At 72.1% G+C, this 14,356-nt stretch carries 13 protein-coding genes and 1 tRNA gene; 6 read left to right on the forward strand and 8 right to left on the reverse strand.

All coding sequences use genetic code 11. The features are described from left to right. The first annotated feature begins 176 nt into the window (after positions 1-176). From KZX45_RS17715 to KZX45_RS17725, 3 genes are all read left to right on the forward strand, one after another. A complete protein-coding gene (locus tag KZX45_RS17715) occupies positions 177-3,212 on the forward strand; it encodes a UPF0182 family protein (RefSeq protein WP_374112613.1) in 3,036 nt (1,011 codons plus the stop codon). A gap of 144 nt (positions 3,213-3,356) precedes the next feature. Continuing rightward, positions 3,357-3,433, forward strand: a tRNA-Met gene (locus KZX45_RS17720). 371 nt (positions 3,434-3,804) lie between these two features. Next, complete coding sequence (locus KZX45_RS17725) at positions 3,805-4,743, forward strand: VOC family protein (protein WP_248259087.1); 939 nt, start codon at positions 3,805-3,807, stop codon at positions 4,741-4,743. A gap of 57 nt (positions 4,744-4,800) precedes the next feature. Here KZX45_RS17725 and KZX45_RS17730 read toward each other — a convergent pair whose 3' ends face one another. The 3 genes from KZX45_RS17730 to KZX45_RS17740 all read right to left on the reverse strand — a co-directional run bounded on the left by KZX45_RS17730 (position 4,801) and on the right by KZX45_RS17740 (position 6,819). After that, entirely contained in the window at positions 4,801-5,331 is a 531-nt protein-coding gene (locus KZX45_RS17730) for a dihydrofolate reductase (protein WP_308221766.1), read from the reverse strand. Continuing rightward, the gene (locus tag KZX45_RS17735) at positions 5,331-6,104 is read right to left on the reverse strand and encodes a thymidylate synthase (protein WP_248259131.1); all 774 of its coding nucleotides are present in this window, start codon (positions 6,102-6,104) and stop codon (positions 5,331-5,333) included. Before KZX45_RS17735 ends, KZX45_RS17730 begins: the two co-directional genes overlap by 1 nt. A 268-nt stretch (positions 6,105-6,372) precedes the next feature. Next, complete coding sequence (locus tag KZX45_RS17740) at positions 6,373-6,819, reverse strand: Hsp20/alpha crystallin family protein (RefSeq protein WP_248259088.1); 447 nt, start codon at positions 6,817-6,819, stop codon at positions 6,373-6,375. 466 nt (positions 6,820-7,285) lie between these two features. Between KZX45_RS17740 and KZX45_RS17745 the strand changes: the two genes are divergently transcribed. Continuing rightward, positions 7,286-7,822: a flavodoxin domain-containing protein gene (locus KZX45_RS17745; protein ID WP_248259089.1), complete on the forward strand. Its 537-nt coding sequence runs from the start codon at positions 7,286-7,288 to the stop codon at positions 7,820-7,822. Between the two features lie 91 nt (positions 7,823-7,913). On the opposite strand, the gene KZX45_RS17750 is transcribed toward KZX45_RS17745, so the two are convergent. The 3 genes from KZX45_RS17750 to KZX45_RS17760 are packed head-to-tail and all read right to left on the reverse strand — an operon-like array spanning position 7,914 to position 9,882. Continuing rightward, positions 7,914-8,708 (reverse strand): aldo/keto reductase, encoded by a 795-nt coding sequence (locus KZX45_RS17750; protein WP_248259090.1) that lies wholly within the window; start codon positions 8,706-8,708, stop codon positions 7,914-7,916. Beyond that, entirely contained in the window at positions 8,708-9,418 is a 711-nt protein-coding gene (locus KZX45_RS17755; protein WP_248259091.1) for a hypothetical protein, read from the reverse strand. Before KZX45_RS17755 ends, KZX45_RS17750 begins: the two co-directional genes overlap by 1 nt. Continuing rightward, positions 9,415-9,882 carry an OsmC family protein gene (locus tag KZX45_RS17760; RefSeq protein ID WP_248259092.1) on the reverse strand — a complete coding sequence of 156 codons (468 nt, stop codon included), beginning with the start codon at positions 9,880-9,882 and terminating at the stop codon, positions 9,415-9,417. Before KZX45_RS17760 ends, KZX45_RS17755 begins: the two co-directional genes overlap by 4 nt. Positions 9,883-10,010: 128 nt before the next feature. Here KZX45_RS17760 and KZX45_RS17765 point away from each other — a divergent pair, with 128 nt between their 5' ends. Further along, a complete protein-coding gene (locus KZX45_RS17765; protein WP_248259093.1) occupies positions 10,011-11,447 on the forward strand; it encodes a glucose-6-phosphate dehydrogenase in 1,437 nt (478 codons plus the stop codon). 231 nt (positions 11,448-11,678) lie between these two features. On the opposite strand, the gene KZX45_RS17770 is transcribed toward KZX45_RS17765, so the two are convergent. Next, positions 11,679-12,176, reverse strand: a complete 498-nt coding sequence (locus KZX45_RS17770; protein WP_248259094.1) for a DUF2505 domain-containing protein — start codon at positions 12,174-12,176, stop codon at positions 11,679-11,681. A gap of 130 nt (positions 12,177-12,306) precedes the next feature. Between KZX45_RS17770 and KZX45_RS17775 the strand changes: the two genes are divergently transcribed. Further along, positions 12,307-13,791, forward strand: coding sequence for a PAS domain-containing sensor histidine kinase (locus tag KZX45_RS17775; RefSeq protein WP_308221767.1), 1,485 nt, complete (start codon positions 12,307-12,309; stop codon positions 13,789-13,791). A gap of 188 nt (positions 13,792-13,979) precedes the next feature. Here KZX45_RS17775 and KZX45_RS17780 read toward each other — a convergent pair whose 3' ends face one another. Continuing rightward, positions 13,980-14,228 carry a WhiB family transcriptional regulator gene (locus tag KZX45_RS17780; RefSeq protein WP_248259095.1) on the reverse strand — a complete coding sequence of 83 codons (249 nt, stop codon included), beginning with the start codon at positions 14,226-14,228 and terminating at the stop codon, positions 13,980-13,982. Positions 14,229-14,356 lie beyond the last annotated feature (128 nt).

Genomic DNA, 14,356 nt, shown 5'->3' on the forward strand with positions numbered 1-14,356 from the left:
CCATCATTGCGCCGCCCCGCGCGTGATCGGAAACCCGCATCGTGACCGGACCGTTTCTCCATGCCTCCGGCGGTTGTGGGAACCTTGGAGCAGGCCGGGGCGTTGTGCGGATGGACGTGGAACCCCTGGAACCGAAGCCACGACAAGACAGCTGCACGACGACTCGAAGGTGCTCAGTGACGTTCGCATCCGCCCCACGTACATCAGGACCCGCGCCTGCCCCCCGCCGCCGCGGCGCCCTCGTGCCCACCCTCGTCGTGCTGGGCGTCCTCGCGGCGCTGGTCATGGCGGCGGCCCAGGTGTGGACCGAGGTGCAGTGGTACAGCCAGCTCGGGTTCACCGACGTCCTCGTGCGTGAGTGGGTCACCCGCGCCGTCCTCTTCGCGATCGGCTTCGTGCTCATGGGAGGGGCCGTCTGGCTGAACCTCCATCTCGCCTACGCGCGCCGGCAGGTCTACCCGCCGACGACGCCCGAGGAGCGCAACCTCGACCGGTACCGGGAGAGCATCGAGCCGCTGCGCCGTCTGATCATGATCGGGGCGCCCGTGGTGCTCGGCCTCTTCGCCGGGTCCTCGCTCAGCGGGATGTGGCGTCCGGTCCTCACGGCGCTGAACCAGGTGCCTTTCGGCGAGACCGACCCGCAGTTCGACATGGACATCGCGTTCTTCGTGTTCACGCTGCCGGTCGTGCGGGCGGTGGTCTCGTTCCTCATGACCGTCGTCTTCCTCTCCGCCGTCGCCGCGCTCATCACCCACTACCTCTACGGCGGCATCTCGCTGGCGCCGCGCCAGCAGAAGGTCTCGCCGGCGGCCCGGGTGCACCTGTCGGTGCTGGCCGCCGTCTTCGTGCTGCTCATCGCGGTCAGCTACTGGCTCGACCGCTACTCGATGCTGGTGGGCGAGAACACCCGCTTCGCCGGGGCCTCCTACACGGACATCAACGCCAACCTGCCCGCCAAGGCGATCCTCGCGGCCATCGCGCTCGTCGTCGTCGTCCTCTTCATCGTGGCCGCCTTCCGCGGCTCCTGGACGGTCCCGGTCGCCGGCATCGCGGTCATGATCGTCTCCGCCCTGGTGGTGGGCACCGCCTACCCGGCCGTCATCCAGCGCTTCCAGGTCGAGCCCAACGCGCAGACCGTCGAGCGGCCGTACATCCAGCGCAACATCGACGCCACGCTCGCCGCCTACGGTCTCGAGGACGTCGAGGTGGAGACCTACTCGGCCACCACCGAGGCCGAGGCCGGCCAGCTCCGCGAGGACAGCCAGTCCACCGCCTCCATCCGCCTGCTCGACCCGAACATCGTCTCCCCGACGTTCAACCAGCTGCAGCAGAACCGGCAGTACTACGGCTTCCCGACGACGCTGTCCGTGGACCGGTACGACATCGACGGCGAGAAGCGGGACACCGTCATCGCCGTGCGCGAGCTGAACCAGGACGGACTCGGGGCGGACCAGCGCACGTGGATCAACGACCACACCGTCTACACCCACGGCTTCGGCGTCGTCGCCGCGTACGGCAACACCACCAGCGCCGACGGCCGCCCGGCGTTCTTCCAGCAGGGCATCCCCTCAGTGGGTGAGCTGGGCGAGTACGAGCCGCGCGTCTACTTCGGGCAGAACAGCCCTCAGTACTCGATCGTCGGCGCACCCGAGGGCACCGACCCGTGGGAGCTCGACTACCCCGACGACGACGCCGAGAACAGCGCCGTGAACACCACCTACACCGGAGACGGCGGCCCGTCGGTCGGCAACTTCTTCCAGAAGCTGCTCTACGCCCTGAAGTTCGGCGACATGCAGATCCTCTTCTCCGACCGGGTGACCGAGGAGTCGCAGATCCTCTTCGACCGCGACCCGCACCAGCGCGTGGCCAAGGTGGCGCCGTACCTCACCCTCGACAACCGCGCGTACCCGGCGGTGGTCGACATGGACGGGGACGAGTCGACCCCCAAGGACCTCGTCTGGATCGTGGACGGCTACACCACCACGAACGACTACCCGTACTCGGCGCGTGAGTCCCTCGAGGAGGCGACGACGGACTCCATCGTCGACGCCAACGGCCAGCCGGTCACCGTCGGCGCGCTGCCCGAGCAGGTCAACTACATCCGCAACTCCGTCAAGGCCGTGGTCGACGCCTACGACGGTGAGGTCACGCTCTTCGAGTGGGACGACCAGGACCCGATCCTGCAGACCTGGGAGAACATCTTCCCCGAGCACATCACCCCGATGACGGAGATCAGCGGGGACCTGATGAGCCACCTGCGCTACCCGGAGGACCTCTTCAAGGTCCAGCGGACGCTGCTCACCGAGTACCACGTCACCGACGCCGCATCGTTCTACTCCGGCTCCAACTTCTGGAACATCCCCACCGACCCCACGGTCGCGACCGGTGTCCAGCAGCCGCCGTTCTACCTCACGATGCAGATGCCCGGCCAGGAGGACGCCCGCTTCTCGCTGACGTCCAGCTTCATCCCGGGCGGTAACACGGACCGCAACATCCTCACCGGCTTCCTGGCGGTCGACTCCGAGACCGGCGACGCCGAGGGCGAGGTCCGCGACGGGTACGGGACGATGCGGCTGCTCGAGCTGCCCTCGGACGTCACCGTCCCCGGTCCCGGCCAGGTCCAGAACAACTTCAACTCCAACCCGGCGGTCTCCTCCGAGCTCAACCTGCTGCGCCAGGGCAACTCGAACGTCCAGCTGGGCAACCTGCTGACGCTGCCGGTCGGTGGCGGCCTGCTGTACGTCCAGCCGGTGTACGTCCAGTCCGCGGCGGGCACGTCCTACCCGCTCCTGCAGCGCGTGCTCGTCTCGTTCGGTGACGAGATCGGGTTCGCCTCCACCCTCGACGAGGCCCTCGACGAGGTCTTCGGCGGGGACTCCGGGGCCGAGGCGGGCGACGCCGACGTCCAGCCGGGCGAGGAGCCGACCGACGGCGGGACCGAGCCGGATGGCACCACCGAGGTGCCGGCTGCGGCCCAGGAGCGCCTGACGCGGGCGCTGGCGGACGCGCAGGAGGCGCTCGCCGACAGCAACGCCGCCCTGGCCGAGGGGGACTGGACCGCGTACGGCGAGGCGCAGGAGCGGCTCAGCGCGGCCATCTCGGCGGCGCTCGCCGCCGAGGACGAGATCGCCCAGGCCGCGGGGGAGACGCCGGACGGCGCCGCCACCGAGGCTCCGGCCGACGGTGCGACGGAGCAGCCCACCGAGGGCTGAGCCAACACCTCGAGACGGGGGCCGTCCGCCGGTGCGGGCGGCCTCCGTCGTCGGTGGGGGCAACGCCGGCGACCGGCTGTGACCGAGCGCACGCCCGGCCGGTTTGCACCGGCGGTCCACGGCGACGTAATCTGTACATACCGACGCGGGGTGGAGCAGCTCGGTAGCTCGCCGGGCTCATAACCCGGAGGTCGCAGGTTCAAATCCTGCCCCCGCTACCACGAGGTAGTTGACGAAGAAGGCCCGCACGCTCAGCGTGCGGGCCTTCTTCATACCCGGGAGCGGGAGCGGGGGCGCGGGCGGACCTGCGGCCCGCGGTTCCCGTGGGGGCCGGAGCGGCCGATCGTCGCGGCGGTCCCAGTCGAGGCCCCCGGGTAGGCCCTCGCGTCGAGGCTCCGGGAGTCGAGGCCCTCGCGTCGAGGTCCTCGGGTCGAGGCCCCAGATGGACGGGGACGGCTCGAACGGGACGACCAGGGTCAGGTCGAGCGGGACGAGACGCGGCTCACGTGGGAACAAGGTCCCAACCTATTGAGTTGAAGTGTCAACTACTTGTACCGTGGAAGCCAGCACCCACCGACCCGAGGGGAATCCCATGAGCGCCACCAGCAGCCACGCCGCACCCGTGTCGAGCCGTCGAGCCGACGAGCTCCTGCCCGCCGAGACCTCCATGGGGACCGTGACGCTCCTGGTCGGCGACCTCGACCTCATGACCCGCTACTACCGCGACATCGTCCTGCTCGACGTCATGCGGGCCGAGGGCAACGAGGTGATCCTCGGGCGGCACGGCGTCGAGCTGCTCCTGCTGCGCCACGACCCGTCGCTGCCTCCTGGCTCGCCTCGGAGCGCCGGCCTGTTCCACACCGCGATCCTCTTCGAGTCGCGCGCCGCCCTCGCCGCCGCTCTGGCGTCCGTCGCCGTCAAGGCCCCGGGCACCTACGCGGGCGCCGGCGACCACGACGTCTCCGAGGCGTTCTACTTCACCGACCCCGAGGGCAACGGCGTCGAGCTCTACTTCGACCGCCCCCGCAGCTCCTGGGAGTGGACCGACGGTCAGGTCAAGATGGGCACGAAGTGGCTCGACCCGAACCGCTTCCTCGCCGATCACCTGACCGACGACGCCCGCGAGCTCATCGCGACGGCGGAGCGGCCGACCATCTCCACCCCGGCCCTGGCCGGCGCGGTCGTCGGGCACGTGCACCTGCAGGTGGGCGACGTCGCCACCGCCCGCGACTTCTACGTGGACCGGCTGGGCTTCGAGGAGACGACGACCTACGGCAGCCAGGCGCTCTTCGTCTCCGCGGGCGGCTACCACCACCACATGGCGATGAACACCTGGAACAGCGCCGGCGCAGGCCCGCGCGTGCCGGCCCTGGGGCTGGGAACGGTCGACATCGTGGTGCCCACCACCGAGCAGGTCGCCTCGGTCAACGCCCGGCTCGTGGCCCACGGGGTGCCGACGCGGCACGACGGCGCGGTCCTGCGGGTCAACGACCCGTGGAACAACCTCATCGAGATCCGCGCCGCGGCCTGAGCCGACGTCGCACCCGGGGGCCGGTCGTCACCGTCGCACCCGGCACGGTGCCGGCCGTCACCGCTGCGCGGTGGTGGTCGGCCCTTCGGCTTGGTTTGCCCGGACCAGCGTGGTGAAGCGGTACCGCAGCCCGCCGGCGGAGGCGTGCCAGCCCCGGTCGGGGTCGGCGGCCGCGACCTCCCACTCCCGGTCGTCGACCACGGGGGCGCGGGTGTCGCCGTCGACCGCTAGGTCGATGTCGGTCACCTCGAGGCGGTCCGCCCGGTCGATCGACTCGGCGTAGAGCTGCCCGCCGCCGATGACCCACACGTCCCCGTCGCCCGCCATGGCGAGCGCCTCGTCGAGCGTCGTGGCCGTCTCCGCGCCGTCGGCGACGAAGCCGGGGCGGCGTGAGAGGACGATGTTCCGGCGCCCCGGAAGAGGTCGGTAGCGCGGGTCGAGCGACTCCCAGGTCGCCCGTCCCATGACGACCGTCGCGCCCGAGGTGGTGCTGCGGAAATGCCTGAGGTCCTCCGGCAGGTGCCAGGGCATCGTGCCGTGGGCGCCGATCACGCGGTCGTGGGCCTGGGCCCAGATGAGGCCGAGCACTAGACGGCGACCGGCGCCTTGATGGCGGGGTGGTGCCGATAGCCCACGACCTCGACGTCGTCGAAGCCGTACTCGAAGAGCGACGGCGCCCTCCGCAGCTTGAGGGTGGGGAACGGGAACGGGGCGCGGGCCAGCTGCTCGCGGACCTGCTCGACGTGGTTGTCGTAGATGTGGCAGTCCCCGCCGGTCCACACGAAGTCCCCCACCTCGAGGCCGGTCTGCTGGGCGACCATGTGGGTGAGCAGCGCGTAGGAGGCGATGTTGAACGGCACGCCGAGGAACAGGTCGGCGCTGCGCTGGTAGAGCTGGCAGGACAGCTTCCCGTCGGCCACGTAGAACTGGAAGAAAGCGTGGCACGGCATCAGCGCCATCTTGTCCAGGTCGGCCACGTTCCAGGCGGAGACGATGATGCGGCGTGAGTCGGGGTTGGTGCGCAGCGTCTCGAGCACCTGCTGCAGCTGGTCGATGTGCCCGCCGTCGGGCGTGGGCCAGGAGCGCCACTGCACGCCATAGACCGGGCCCAGCTCGCCGTCGTCCGCGGCCCACTCGTTCCAGATCCGGATCCCGTTCTCCTGCAGCCACCGCACGTTGGAGTCCCCGCGCAGGAACCACAGCAGCTCGCCGACCACCGAGTGGAGGTGCACGCGCTTGGTGGTGACCAGCGGGAAGCCCTCGGCGAGGTCGAAGCGCATCTGGTGGCCGAAGACGCTCCGCGTACCCGTCCCCGTGCGGTCGCTCTTGGGCGTGCCGTGCTCGAGGACGTGACGCAGCAGGTCTTCGTAGGCGGTGCTGACAGCGCGAGCGCCGGCGGCGCTCTCCTGCGGCTCGGCGACGGACGGGGCGGCGGCGGGGGAGGACGTCACCCCTGCATCCTAGGCGGCCCTGCGGCCCTGCGGCCCTGCGGCCCTGCGGCCCTGCGGACCTGCGGACCCGCGGACCTGCGGGCGTGACGGCGGCGGGGCGGCGGGTGGGGCGCCCGCAGACGTGAGGACGCCCACGCCGGCGCGGCGTGGGCGTCGGGCGGGTCCGCGGTACGCGGGGTTAGGCGGACGCGCTCTCCTTCTGCTCGACGGCCGCCGGCTCCGAGCTCGCCGTGTGGCTGACCTGGATCTTGCGGGGCCTGGCCTCCTCGGCCACCGGGATCGTCAGGGTCAGCACGCCGTCGGCGTAGGAGGCCTCGATGCGGTCGAGTGCGAGGCCGTTGCCGAGGGAGAGCTGGCGTGCGAACGTGCCGGTGGGGCGCTCGTGCGAGAGCCACTGGGCGTCCTCGGCGACGTCGGAACGGCGCTCGGCGCGCACCGTCAGGGTGCGGTCCTCGACGTCGATGTCGATCGAGGACGGGTCGACGCCGGGGAGGTCCATGCGGGCGATGAAGTTCTCACCCTGGCGGAAGAGGTCGAGGGGCATGCCGGGCGAGGAAGGGACCTGGCGCATCGCGTTGGTGAGCCAGCGGTCCATGTCACGGAACGGGTCGTAGCGGGTAGCCATGGGATCAGCCTCCATGAGTGTCGGTCCGGACGGTCCGGACCAGCCGACCGAGCTCCCGGCCGGTGCCTCATTTTTAGCACTCAGCCACTGCGAGTGCTAAGGGCTATCGCTGACGGCGAAAAGTTGAGCCGGTGACGCTCAAGTCTTATTAACCCGCAGGTGGGACGGTCAGTTCGCGCGGGAGAGGTAGGCCGGACGCGCAGCGCGGGCAGGCCCTGATCGTGCGCGTCGGGCGTCACGGCGACCGTCGCCGGGCGCTGCAGGCAGGCCCTGGTCGCGCGCGTCGGGGGGGCGCCACGGCGGACGGCCGGGGGGTGCGGCGGGGACACGGCGGGGCTGCGGAAGCGGACATCGAGAGCGACACCGGCCACCACCCGGATGTCGACCGTTCCTGCCGGACTGAGGGCGCCGAGGTCTGGCTTTTGACCTCCGCATGCCGCATCCTTGGCACGTCGAAGGAGTCGCCATGAAGATCCTCGTGACAGCGGCCAGCCGCCACGGTGCGACGGCCGAGATCGCCGGGCTGCTCGCGGAGCGGCTCGCCGCCCGCGGCCACGAGGGCGACCTGCGGCCACCCGAGGAGGTCGAGGACCTGCAAGGGATCGAGGCGGTCGTCCTGGGCAGCGCCGTGTACGCCGGCATGTGGCTCAAGACGGCGCGGGACGCGGTGGACAGGCTCGGGCCAGACCTGCGGCGGCTACCGGTCTGGCTCTTCTCGTCCGGCCCGCTGGGGGACCCGCCGCTGCCGCACGAGGAGCCCGACGTCGCCGGGCTCGTCGCGGCGACCGGTGCGATCGAGCACCGGACCTTCCCCGGCGCGCTCGACCTGCACAAGCTGCAGTACAGCGAGCGGCTGATCGTGCGCGCGTCGCACGTGCCCGAGGGGGACTTCAGGGACCCCGCGGCGGTGCGGGAGTGGGCCGAGCGCATCGACGCGCACCTGCGGGCCGGCCCGCGGCCCGCGCGGCAGGGGGTGACCGACGGCGGGGAGGCCGCCGCGTGAGCCGGTGACGGCTCCCGCGCAGAGGACCCTCTCCGGCTCACGCGGCGGAGGTGGACGCTCCCCGCGCAGAGGGAACGGTCCTTCGTCCGGCTCAGGACCCGAGCGCGTCGATCGCCGCGATCTCCTCCGCGCTCAGGTCGAGCTCGACGGAGGCGAGGTTCGACGCGAGGCGCTCCGCCCGCACGGACTTGGGGATGACCACGTACCCGTGCCCGAGGTGCCAGGCGAGCACCACCTGGGCCGCGGTGGCGCCGTGCGCGTCCGCCACGCGGGCGAGCGTGGGATGGTCGAGATCGGTGCGCCTGAACGGGCTGTACCCCTCGAGGACGACGCCGCGGTCGCGGAGGGACTCGACCAGCTTGGGGTCGTGGTCCGTCGGGCTCCAGGGGACCTGGTCGATCGCGGGACCGGTGCCGGTGGCTCGGACCAGCTCGTCGATGAGGTCCGGGGAGTAGTTCGAGACGCCGACGGCGGTCGTCCGCCCGCGCTCGCGGGCGACGAGGAAGCGTTCCCACATCCGCACGCTGCCGTCCTCGCCGTGCGGCGGCCAGTGCACGAGCCAGAGGTCGACGCGGTCGAGCCGGAGGTCGCGCAGCGACCGCTCGAGGGTCGCGTCCTCCTGCCCGAGGCGGTCGGGCGGGCACTTCGTGGTGATGAAGAGCTCGTCACGATCCACGCCCGAGTCGGCGAGGGCTCGGCCGATCTCCGCCTCGTTGCCGTACATCGTGGCGGTGTCGAGGTGGCGGTAGCCGAGGTCGAGGGCCGTCCGCACCGCCCGGTACGCCTCGTCGCCGCGTGCCTGCCAGGTGCCGAGCCCGAGCAGGGGGACCGGAACGGTGCCGCCCGCCGTCGCCAGCGGCACCGTCGGCACGGTCACCGCCGTCATCATGCCTCCGCGAAGGTCGCCGGAGCCGGGCCGAACAGTGCCTGCGTCCCCTCGATGACGTTCTTGGCCATGGCACGGGTGCCGGCGTAGCCGATCACGGCACCGACGCCGAAGGGTGCGAGACGCCCCAGCGCGAGCGCGCCGCCGCGGGCGGCCCCCCACCGCAGGAGCCGGTGGGTGATGGCCTTGTTCACCGCGCGGACGGTGCCGAGCGGCAGCTTGGTGATGGCCGCCTTGGTCCAGTAGAGCGTGCCGAGACCGAGCTGCCCCGAGATCGCCTCGGCGCCGTCCTCGCCGAGGAGTGCGGCGAGGAGGAGGGTGCGACGTCGTTCGACGTCCTCCACCCGCACCCCGTGGATCGAGGCGAGGCCCATGACGTGGTTGGCCGAGGCGGAGAGGAACGCGACCGTCTGGACGGTGGTGAGGCCGAGGGCGGTGACGGTGCCCACGCCCGGGACCGCCGCTGTGGCGCCCACGGCGCCGCCGAGGCGGGACGCGCGGCGCAGGTAGCGCTTCTCGAGGAGCGCGACGAGCTCCGCCGGGCTCAGAGCCGGGTTCGAGCGGCGCAGCTCTGCCACGTGCTCGTCCGCCCGCGACGCCCGGCGGACCGCCAGGTCCAGGAGCCGCTCGGGGGCGTTGCGCCGCCTCGCCGATCCGCGCACGTCCTGCTCGTCGCGCACGGAGGCCGCGGCACCGTTGCGCGCGCTCATCCGGCCACCTCGTCGGTGAAGAGAATGGTGTGCGGCGCGCCGGCGTCCAGCGTCCGCCCGACGGTGCAGTGCCGCTCGATGGCCGCCTCGGCCCGCTCGAGCGTCCGCGTGCGGGTCGCCTCGTCCAGGCCCGAGAGATCGGTGACGATCTCGACGGTCAGCGCCTCGTACCGGTTCTCGTCCTCGTTCTTCTGGTTCGCGACCCCGATGGCCGCGGCGAAGTCCGCGCCGAGGGCGTGCGAGAGGCGGTGGTCCGCCGAGAGGCCGCTGCAGGTGGCAAGGGCCAGCTGCAGCAGCTCGCCCGGTGTGAACTCGCCCTCGCCGTCGCCCACGCGCACCTGCGCGCCGCGGGCGTTGTGTCCCGTGTAGGCGCGGGTGCCGGTGCGCTCGGCCCACAGCGCCCGGCTGGGTGGGTCGTCGACGGTGTCCGGGGAGGTGGTGGTGTCCAGCTCGACATCGCTCATGGGCACGATCGTGGCACGCCACGGAGCGGGATGCCTGCCGCGTGCGCGTCCGCGGGACGGTGTCGCGCCGGACGCCCGCACGGCAGAGGCGGCGCGCCGGGCCCCGTCCGTCGGCGTAGGTTGTCGGCGTGAACGCTCCGACAGAACGGCACTCCCTGCCGGACTCCGTGGTCATCGTCCTCTTCGGCGCCACCGGCGACCTCGCCGGGCGCATGGTGATGCCTGCCATCCACGAGGTGCACTCCCGCGGCCTGATGCCGGACCACTGGCGTCTGATCGGGTGCGCGGCGGAGGAGCTCGACGACGAGGGGTTCCGGGACCGCGTGGCGGCGTCGCTCGACGGCTCCGACACCGGCAGGCCGGCCGACTGGGCGACCACCCGCTCGTGGCTCCGGTACTGCGGCGGCACCTTCAGCGCCGACGACCCGGGGGCTCTGCCTCGCACGCTGGCGGAGGTCCGCGAGGAGCTGGTGGCCGAGAGTGGCAGCGAGCCCCTCGTCCTGCACTTCCTCGCCGTGCCGCCCGTCGCGTTCACGCCGATCGCCCGCGGGCTGGGCGCGCACGGGCTCGCCGACGGCGCCCGGGTCGTCTTCGAGAAGCCGTACGGCACGTCGCTGGAGTCCTTCGAGGAGCTCGACGCCGCGGTGAAGGAGGTTCTCGCGGAGGACCAGATCTTCCGAATCGACCACTTCCTGGGCAAGGAGGGTGTCCAGACCATCTACGTCCTGCGCTTCGCCAACCAGCTCTTCGGCTCGGAGTGGTCCCGCGCGAGCGTCGACCAGGTGCAGATCGACGTGCCCGAGGACCTCGACGTCGCGAACCGCATCGCGTTCTACGAGGCCACCGGGGCGGCGCTCGACATGATCGTCACCCACCTGTTCCAGGTGGCCGGGCAGGTGGCGATGGAGCCGCCGACGGACCTGCGCGACCCCGCGTCGGTCATCGCCGCCCGGGAGGCCGTGCTGCGGGCCTTCCGCCCCCTGGACCCGGTGCAGGACGTCGTCCTCGGCCAGTTCGAGGGGTACCGGGACATCGAGGGGGCCGCGCCGGACTCGACGCAGGACACGTTCGCCGCCGTCCGGCTCTGGGTGGACACGGAGCGCTGGCGCGGCGTGCCGTTCCTGCTGCGCACGGGCAAGCGCATGGCGCGCAAGACGCAGCGGATCACGCTCGTGCTCAAGCCACCGTTCGGGCCGCTGGCCGACAAGCTCGACGCCCCGAACACCATCGAGATCTGCTTCAGCGGCGACGGCGAGATCCAGCTCGGCATCACGGTCAAGACCCCGGGTCCGGACCTGAGCTACTCGTCCGGCAAGGCGGTGCTCGAGCTCGACGACGTCCCTGGCGGGGACCCGATCTCGCCGTACGCGTCGCTCATCCACGACGCCCTGGTCGGGGACCGCTCGCTCTACACGACGGCAGAGGGGCTGCGGGCCGCCTTCGCCGCGTTCGCCCCGCTCCAGGGGCCCGAACGTCCCGACCCGGTCCCGTACGCACCCGGTTCCTGGGGCCCCGAGGAGGCGCACCGGCTCGCCGCGCCGCACCGGTGGATGCTGGGGGAGTAGGCGGCTGGCAGCTGGCCGCAGCGACCCGTCGAACCCTCAGCCGCAGCCCCGTTCGACGCTCGTGCTCCTTTCGGGACGGCGAGGCACGCTCGGTGCGGGGGCCATGAGAGTGTGCGTGGCGCAGATCACGGATCAGGTACGGTAGGGCCGCACCTGGCTCAACGGCGAGCCAGGCGCCTCGGCCCGGAGCCGTGCTTAGTCCACCGGCCCGGCGGCAGGGGCCGCGCGCACTCAGCGCTGGGCCGCCAGGTGCTCGAGCCCGAGTCGTCGCTCCACGTCGACGACCTGGTCCACGGTGTCGACGGCGGCCTGCTCGATCGGCCTGCCGAAGAGCGGGACGGACGCCGTCACCTCGCCGTCGTAGGTCTCCTCGCACCCGGCCGCCGTCGGCGCGAGGCGCTGGCTGCCGCTGACCCTGACCGGCACTCCCTGGATGTCGAGGGCGAGCGTGGAGGTCCGGGTGCCGTCCGCGGCCGGCGGTTCCCAGGCCTCGACGAGGCGCACGTCGAGCGACTCGCCGACCAGGGAACGGAACGACGCCGGAACGGCTGTCGTGGGCATCTTCGCCCGCGTCGTCACGGTGAACGCCTGGCCGTCGCGGATGATCTCGGTGTCGGTCTCCAGGGCGCCCGCCGCCGCCATCTTGCGCTCGACGAACTCCTGGCTCGCCAGCATGGCGGCCACCGTCTCGACGTCGGCGGGGTAGGCGATGGTGGCGGCGAAGCGCACGGCGACTCCTTCTCGGGCGGTGGCGCCCCGGGGGCGAGCGAACTGGCCGGCTCAGCGTAACCGGCACGGTGCGGACCGGCAGGTCGCCGGGGTGACCGGCCCGGCGCCCGCCAGCACCTACGCTGGGGTGGTGCCCACCACGCTCGCCAACATGATCGCCCAGTCCGGAGAGATCCAGGAGCGCGACGCCGAGTGGCTCCACCAGCTCGTCGGGGACTGGCAGGTCGTCGCCGACCTCGCGTTCGCCGACCTCGTGCTGTGGCTGCCCACGGACGGCGACGACTTCATCGTCGCGGCCCACTGCCGGCCCTCGACGGCCGCCACGGTCCACTACGAGGACATCGTCGGCCAGCGCCCCTCCCAGGTGCGCCGCGAGCTGATGCGCCAGACGTTGCTCGACCGGGGCATCCACGTGCGCGCAGACCCCCACGGGCAGGGGGCGGACGCGATGCGGGAGGTGGTGCTCCCGGTGGTGCACGAGGACCGCGTCCTCGGCGTGCTGACCCGCGAGGTCGCCCTGCCCACCTCCCGCGTGCCCTCGCGCCTCGACGTGTCCTACATCGAGATCGCCGACGTGCTGTGCGGGATGATCAGCCGCGGCGAGTTCCCCCAGGAGGGGGCTCCCACGAGCTCGCGGCGCGGGGCGCCGCGCGTCGGCGACGGCCTCGTGCGGCTCGACCCGGAGGGCCGGGTCGTGTACGCCAGCCCGAACGCCCTGAGCAACTTCCACCGGCTCGGCGTCATCGGTGAGCTCAAGGGCCAGGTGCTCGCCGAGGTGGTCACCGAGCTCATCGAGGATCACACGCCCGTCGAGGAGACGATGGCCGTCGTCGTCATGGGGCGGGCGGCGTGGCGCACCGAGATCGAGTCGCGTGGGGTCACCCTGTCGCTGCGAGCGGTCCCGCTCACCGACGGCGGCGAGCGGCGCGGGGCGCTGCTGCTGTGCCGCGACGTCTCCGAGGTGCGTCGCCGCGAGAGGGAGCTGATCACCAAGGACGCCACCATCCGGGAGATCCACCACCGGGTGAAGAACAACCTCCAGACGGTCTCTGCTCTGCTGCGTCTGCAGGCCCGGCGCAGCGCCAACCCGGAGACGAAGGCCGCGCTGGACGAGGCGGAGCGACGGGTCTCCACCATCGCGCTCGTGCACGAGACGTTGTCGCAGAACATCGACGAGGTGGTCGACTTCGACGAGGTCTTCGGCCGGGTGCTCCGGCTCGCAGGGGACGTCGCCTCGCCGGACTCCTCCGTGCGCACCGTCGTCGAGGGCACGTTCGGTGCGGTCGGGGCGGAGGCCGCGACGTCGCTGGCCGTCGTGCTCACCGAGCTGGTCTCCAACGCGGTGGAGCACGGGCTCGCCGGACGGTCGGGGACCGTCTCGGTCACCGCGAGGCGCACGGGCCCCGAACTCGAGGTGCTGGTGTGCGACGACGGCGCGGGCATCGACGAGGGGCGCGTGCTCAGCGGGCTGGGCACGCAGATCGTCAAGACGCTCGTGACCGGGGAGCTGCGGGGGGCGATCGCGTGGCACCGCCGGCCGGAGGGCGGCACCGAGGTGGAGCTGCACGCCCGGATCGGGGCCTACGGGCCCGACCCGGCGGTGGTGCGACGGTAGGTGGGAGTCCCACGGCACGCGGTGGTGCGACGGTAGGTGGTGGCCCGACGGCGGTCGAGGCTTACCGCCGGCGGTCGTCGGACGGCGCGGCCCTCGCCGGCGCGGGCCGCGGAGGTGAGGACGGCGCAGACACGACGACGCCGCCGGTCTCCCGGCGGCGTCGTGCTGGGTGCGTCTCGGTTCGGCGGTCAGCCGGCGCGACGTGCGCGCGCGGTGCGACGCTTGAGCGAGCGGCGCTCGTCCTCGCTCAGGCCGCCCCAGACCCCGGAGTCCTGCCCGGTCTCCAGCGCCCACTTCAGGCACGTGTCGACGACGGGGCACTTCTGGCACACGGCCTTGGCCTCTTCAATCTGCACGAGGGCGGGGCCCGTGTTCCCGATCGGGAAGAACAGCTCCGGATCCTCGGTGAGGCAGGCGGCGCGGTGACGCCAATCCATTCGGTCTCCTTAGCGCATGCGTCGGACCACAAGATCTGGAGGGGAGCAGCGGCCCGACGCGACGGGGTCAACTGCTTCACCAAGCCTGACACGCGGTGCAACCCACGACAAGAGGTTTCCGGAAAATG

Source organism: Georgenia sp. EYE_87 (genome assembly GCF_023148685.1).
Taxonomy (GTDB): Bacteria; Actinomycetota; Actinomycetes; order Actinomycetales; family Actinomycetaceae; genus Georgenia.

What these genes read in the sequence shown, in the direction of transcription:
- KZX45_RS17755 (WP_248259091.1), bottom strand. Translation starts at nt 9,418, where the DNA reads ATGAGCGCGCGCAACGGTGCCGCGGCCTCCGTGCGCGACGAGCAGGAC.
- KZX45_RS17745 (WP_248259089.1), top strand. Translation starts at nt 7,286, where the DNA reads ATGAAGATCCTCGTGACAGCGGCCAGCCGCCACGGTGCGACGGCCGAG.
- KZX45_RS17760 (WP_248259092.1), bottom strand. Translation starts at nt 9,882, where the DNA reads ATGAGCGATGTCGAGCTGGACACCACCACCTCCCCGGACACCGTCGAC.
- KZX45_RS17750 (WP_248259090.1), bottom strand. Translation starts at nt 8,708, where the DNA reads ATGACGGCGGTGACCGTGCCGACGGTGCCGCTGGCGACGGCGGGCGGC.
- KZX45_RS17740 (WP_248259088.1), bottom strand. Translation starts at nt 6,819, where the DNA reads ATGGCTACCCGCTACGACCCGTTCCGTGACATGGACCGCTGGCTCACC.
- KZX45_RS17780 (WP_248259095.1), bottom strand. Translation starts at nt 14,228, where the DNA reads ATGGATTGGCGTCACCGCGCCGCCTGCCTCACCGAGGATCCGGAGCTG.
- KZX45_RS17725 (WP_248259087.1), top strand. Translation starts at nt 3,805, where the DNA reads ATGAGCGCCACCAGCAGCCACGCCGCACCCGTGTCGAGCCGTCGAGCC.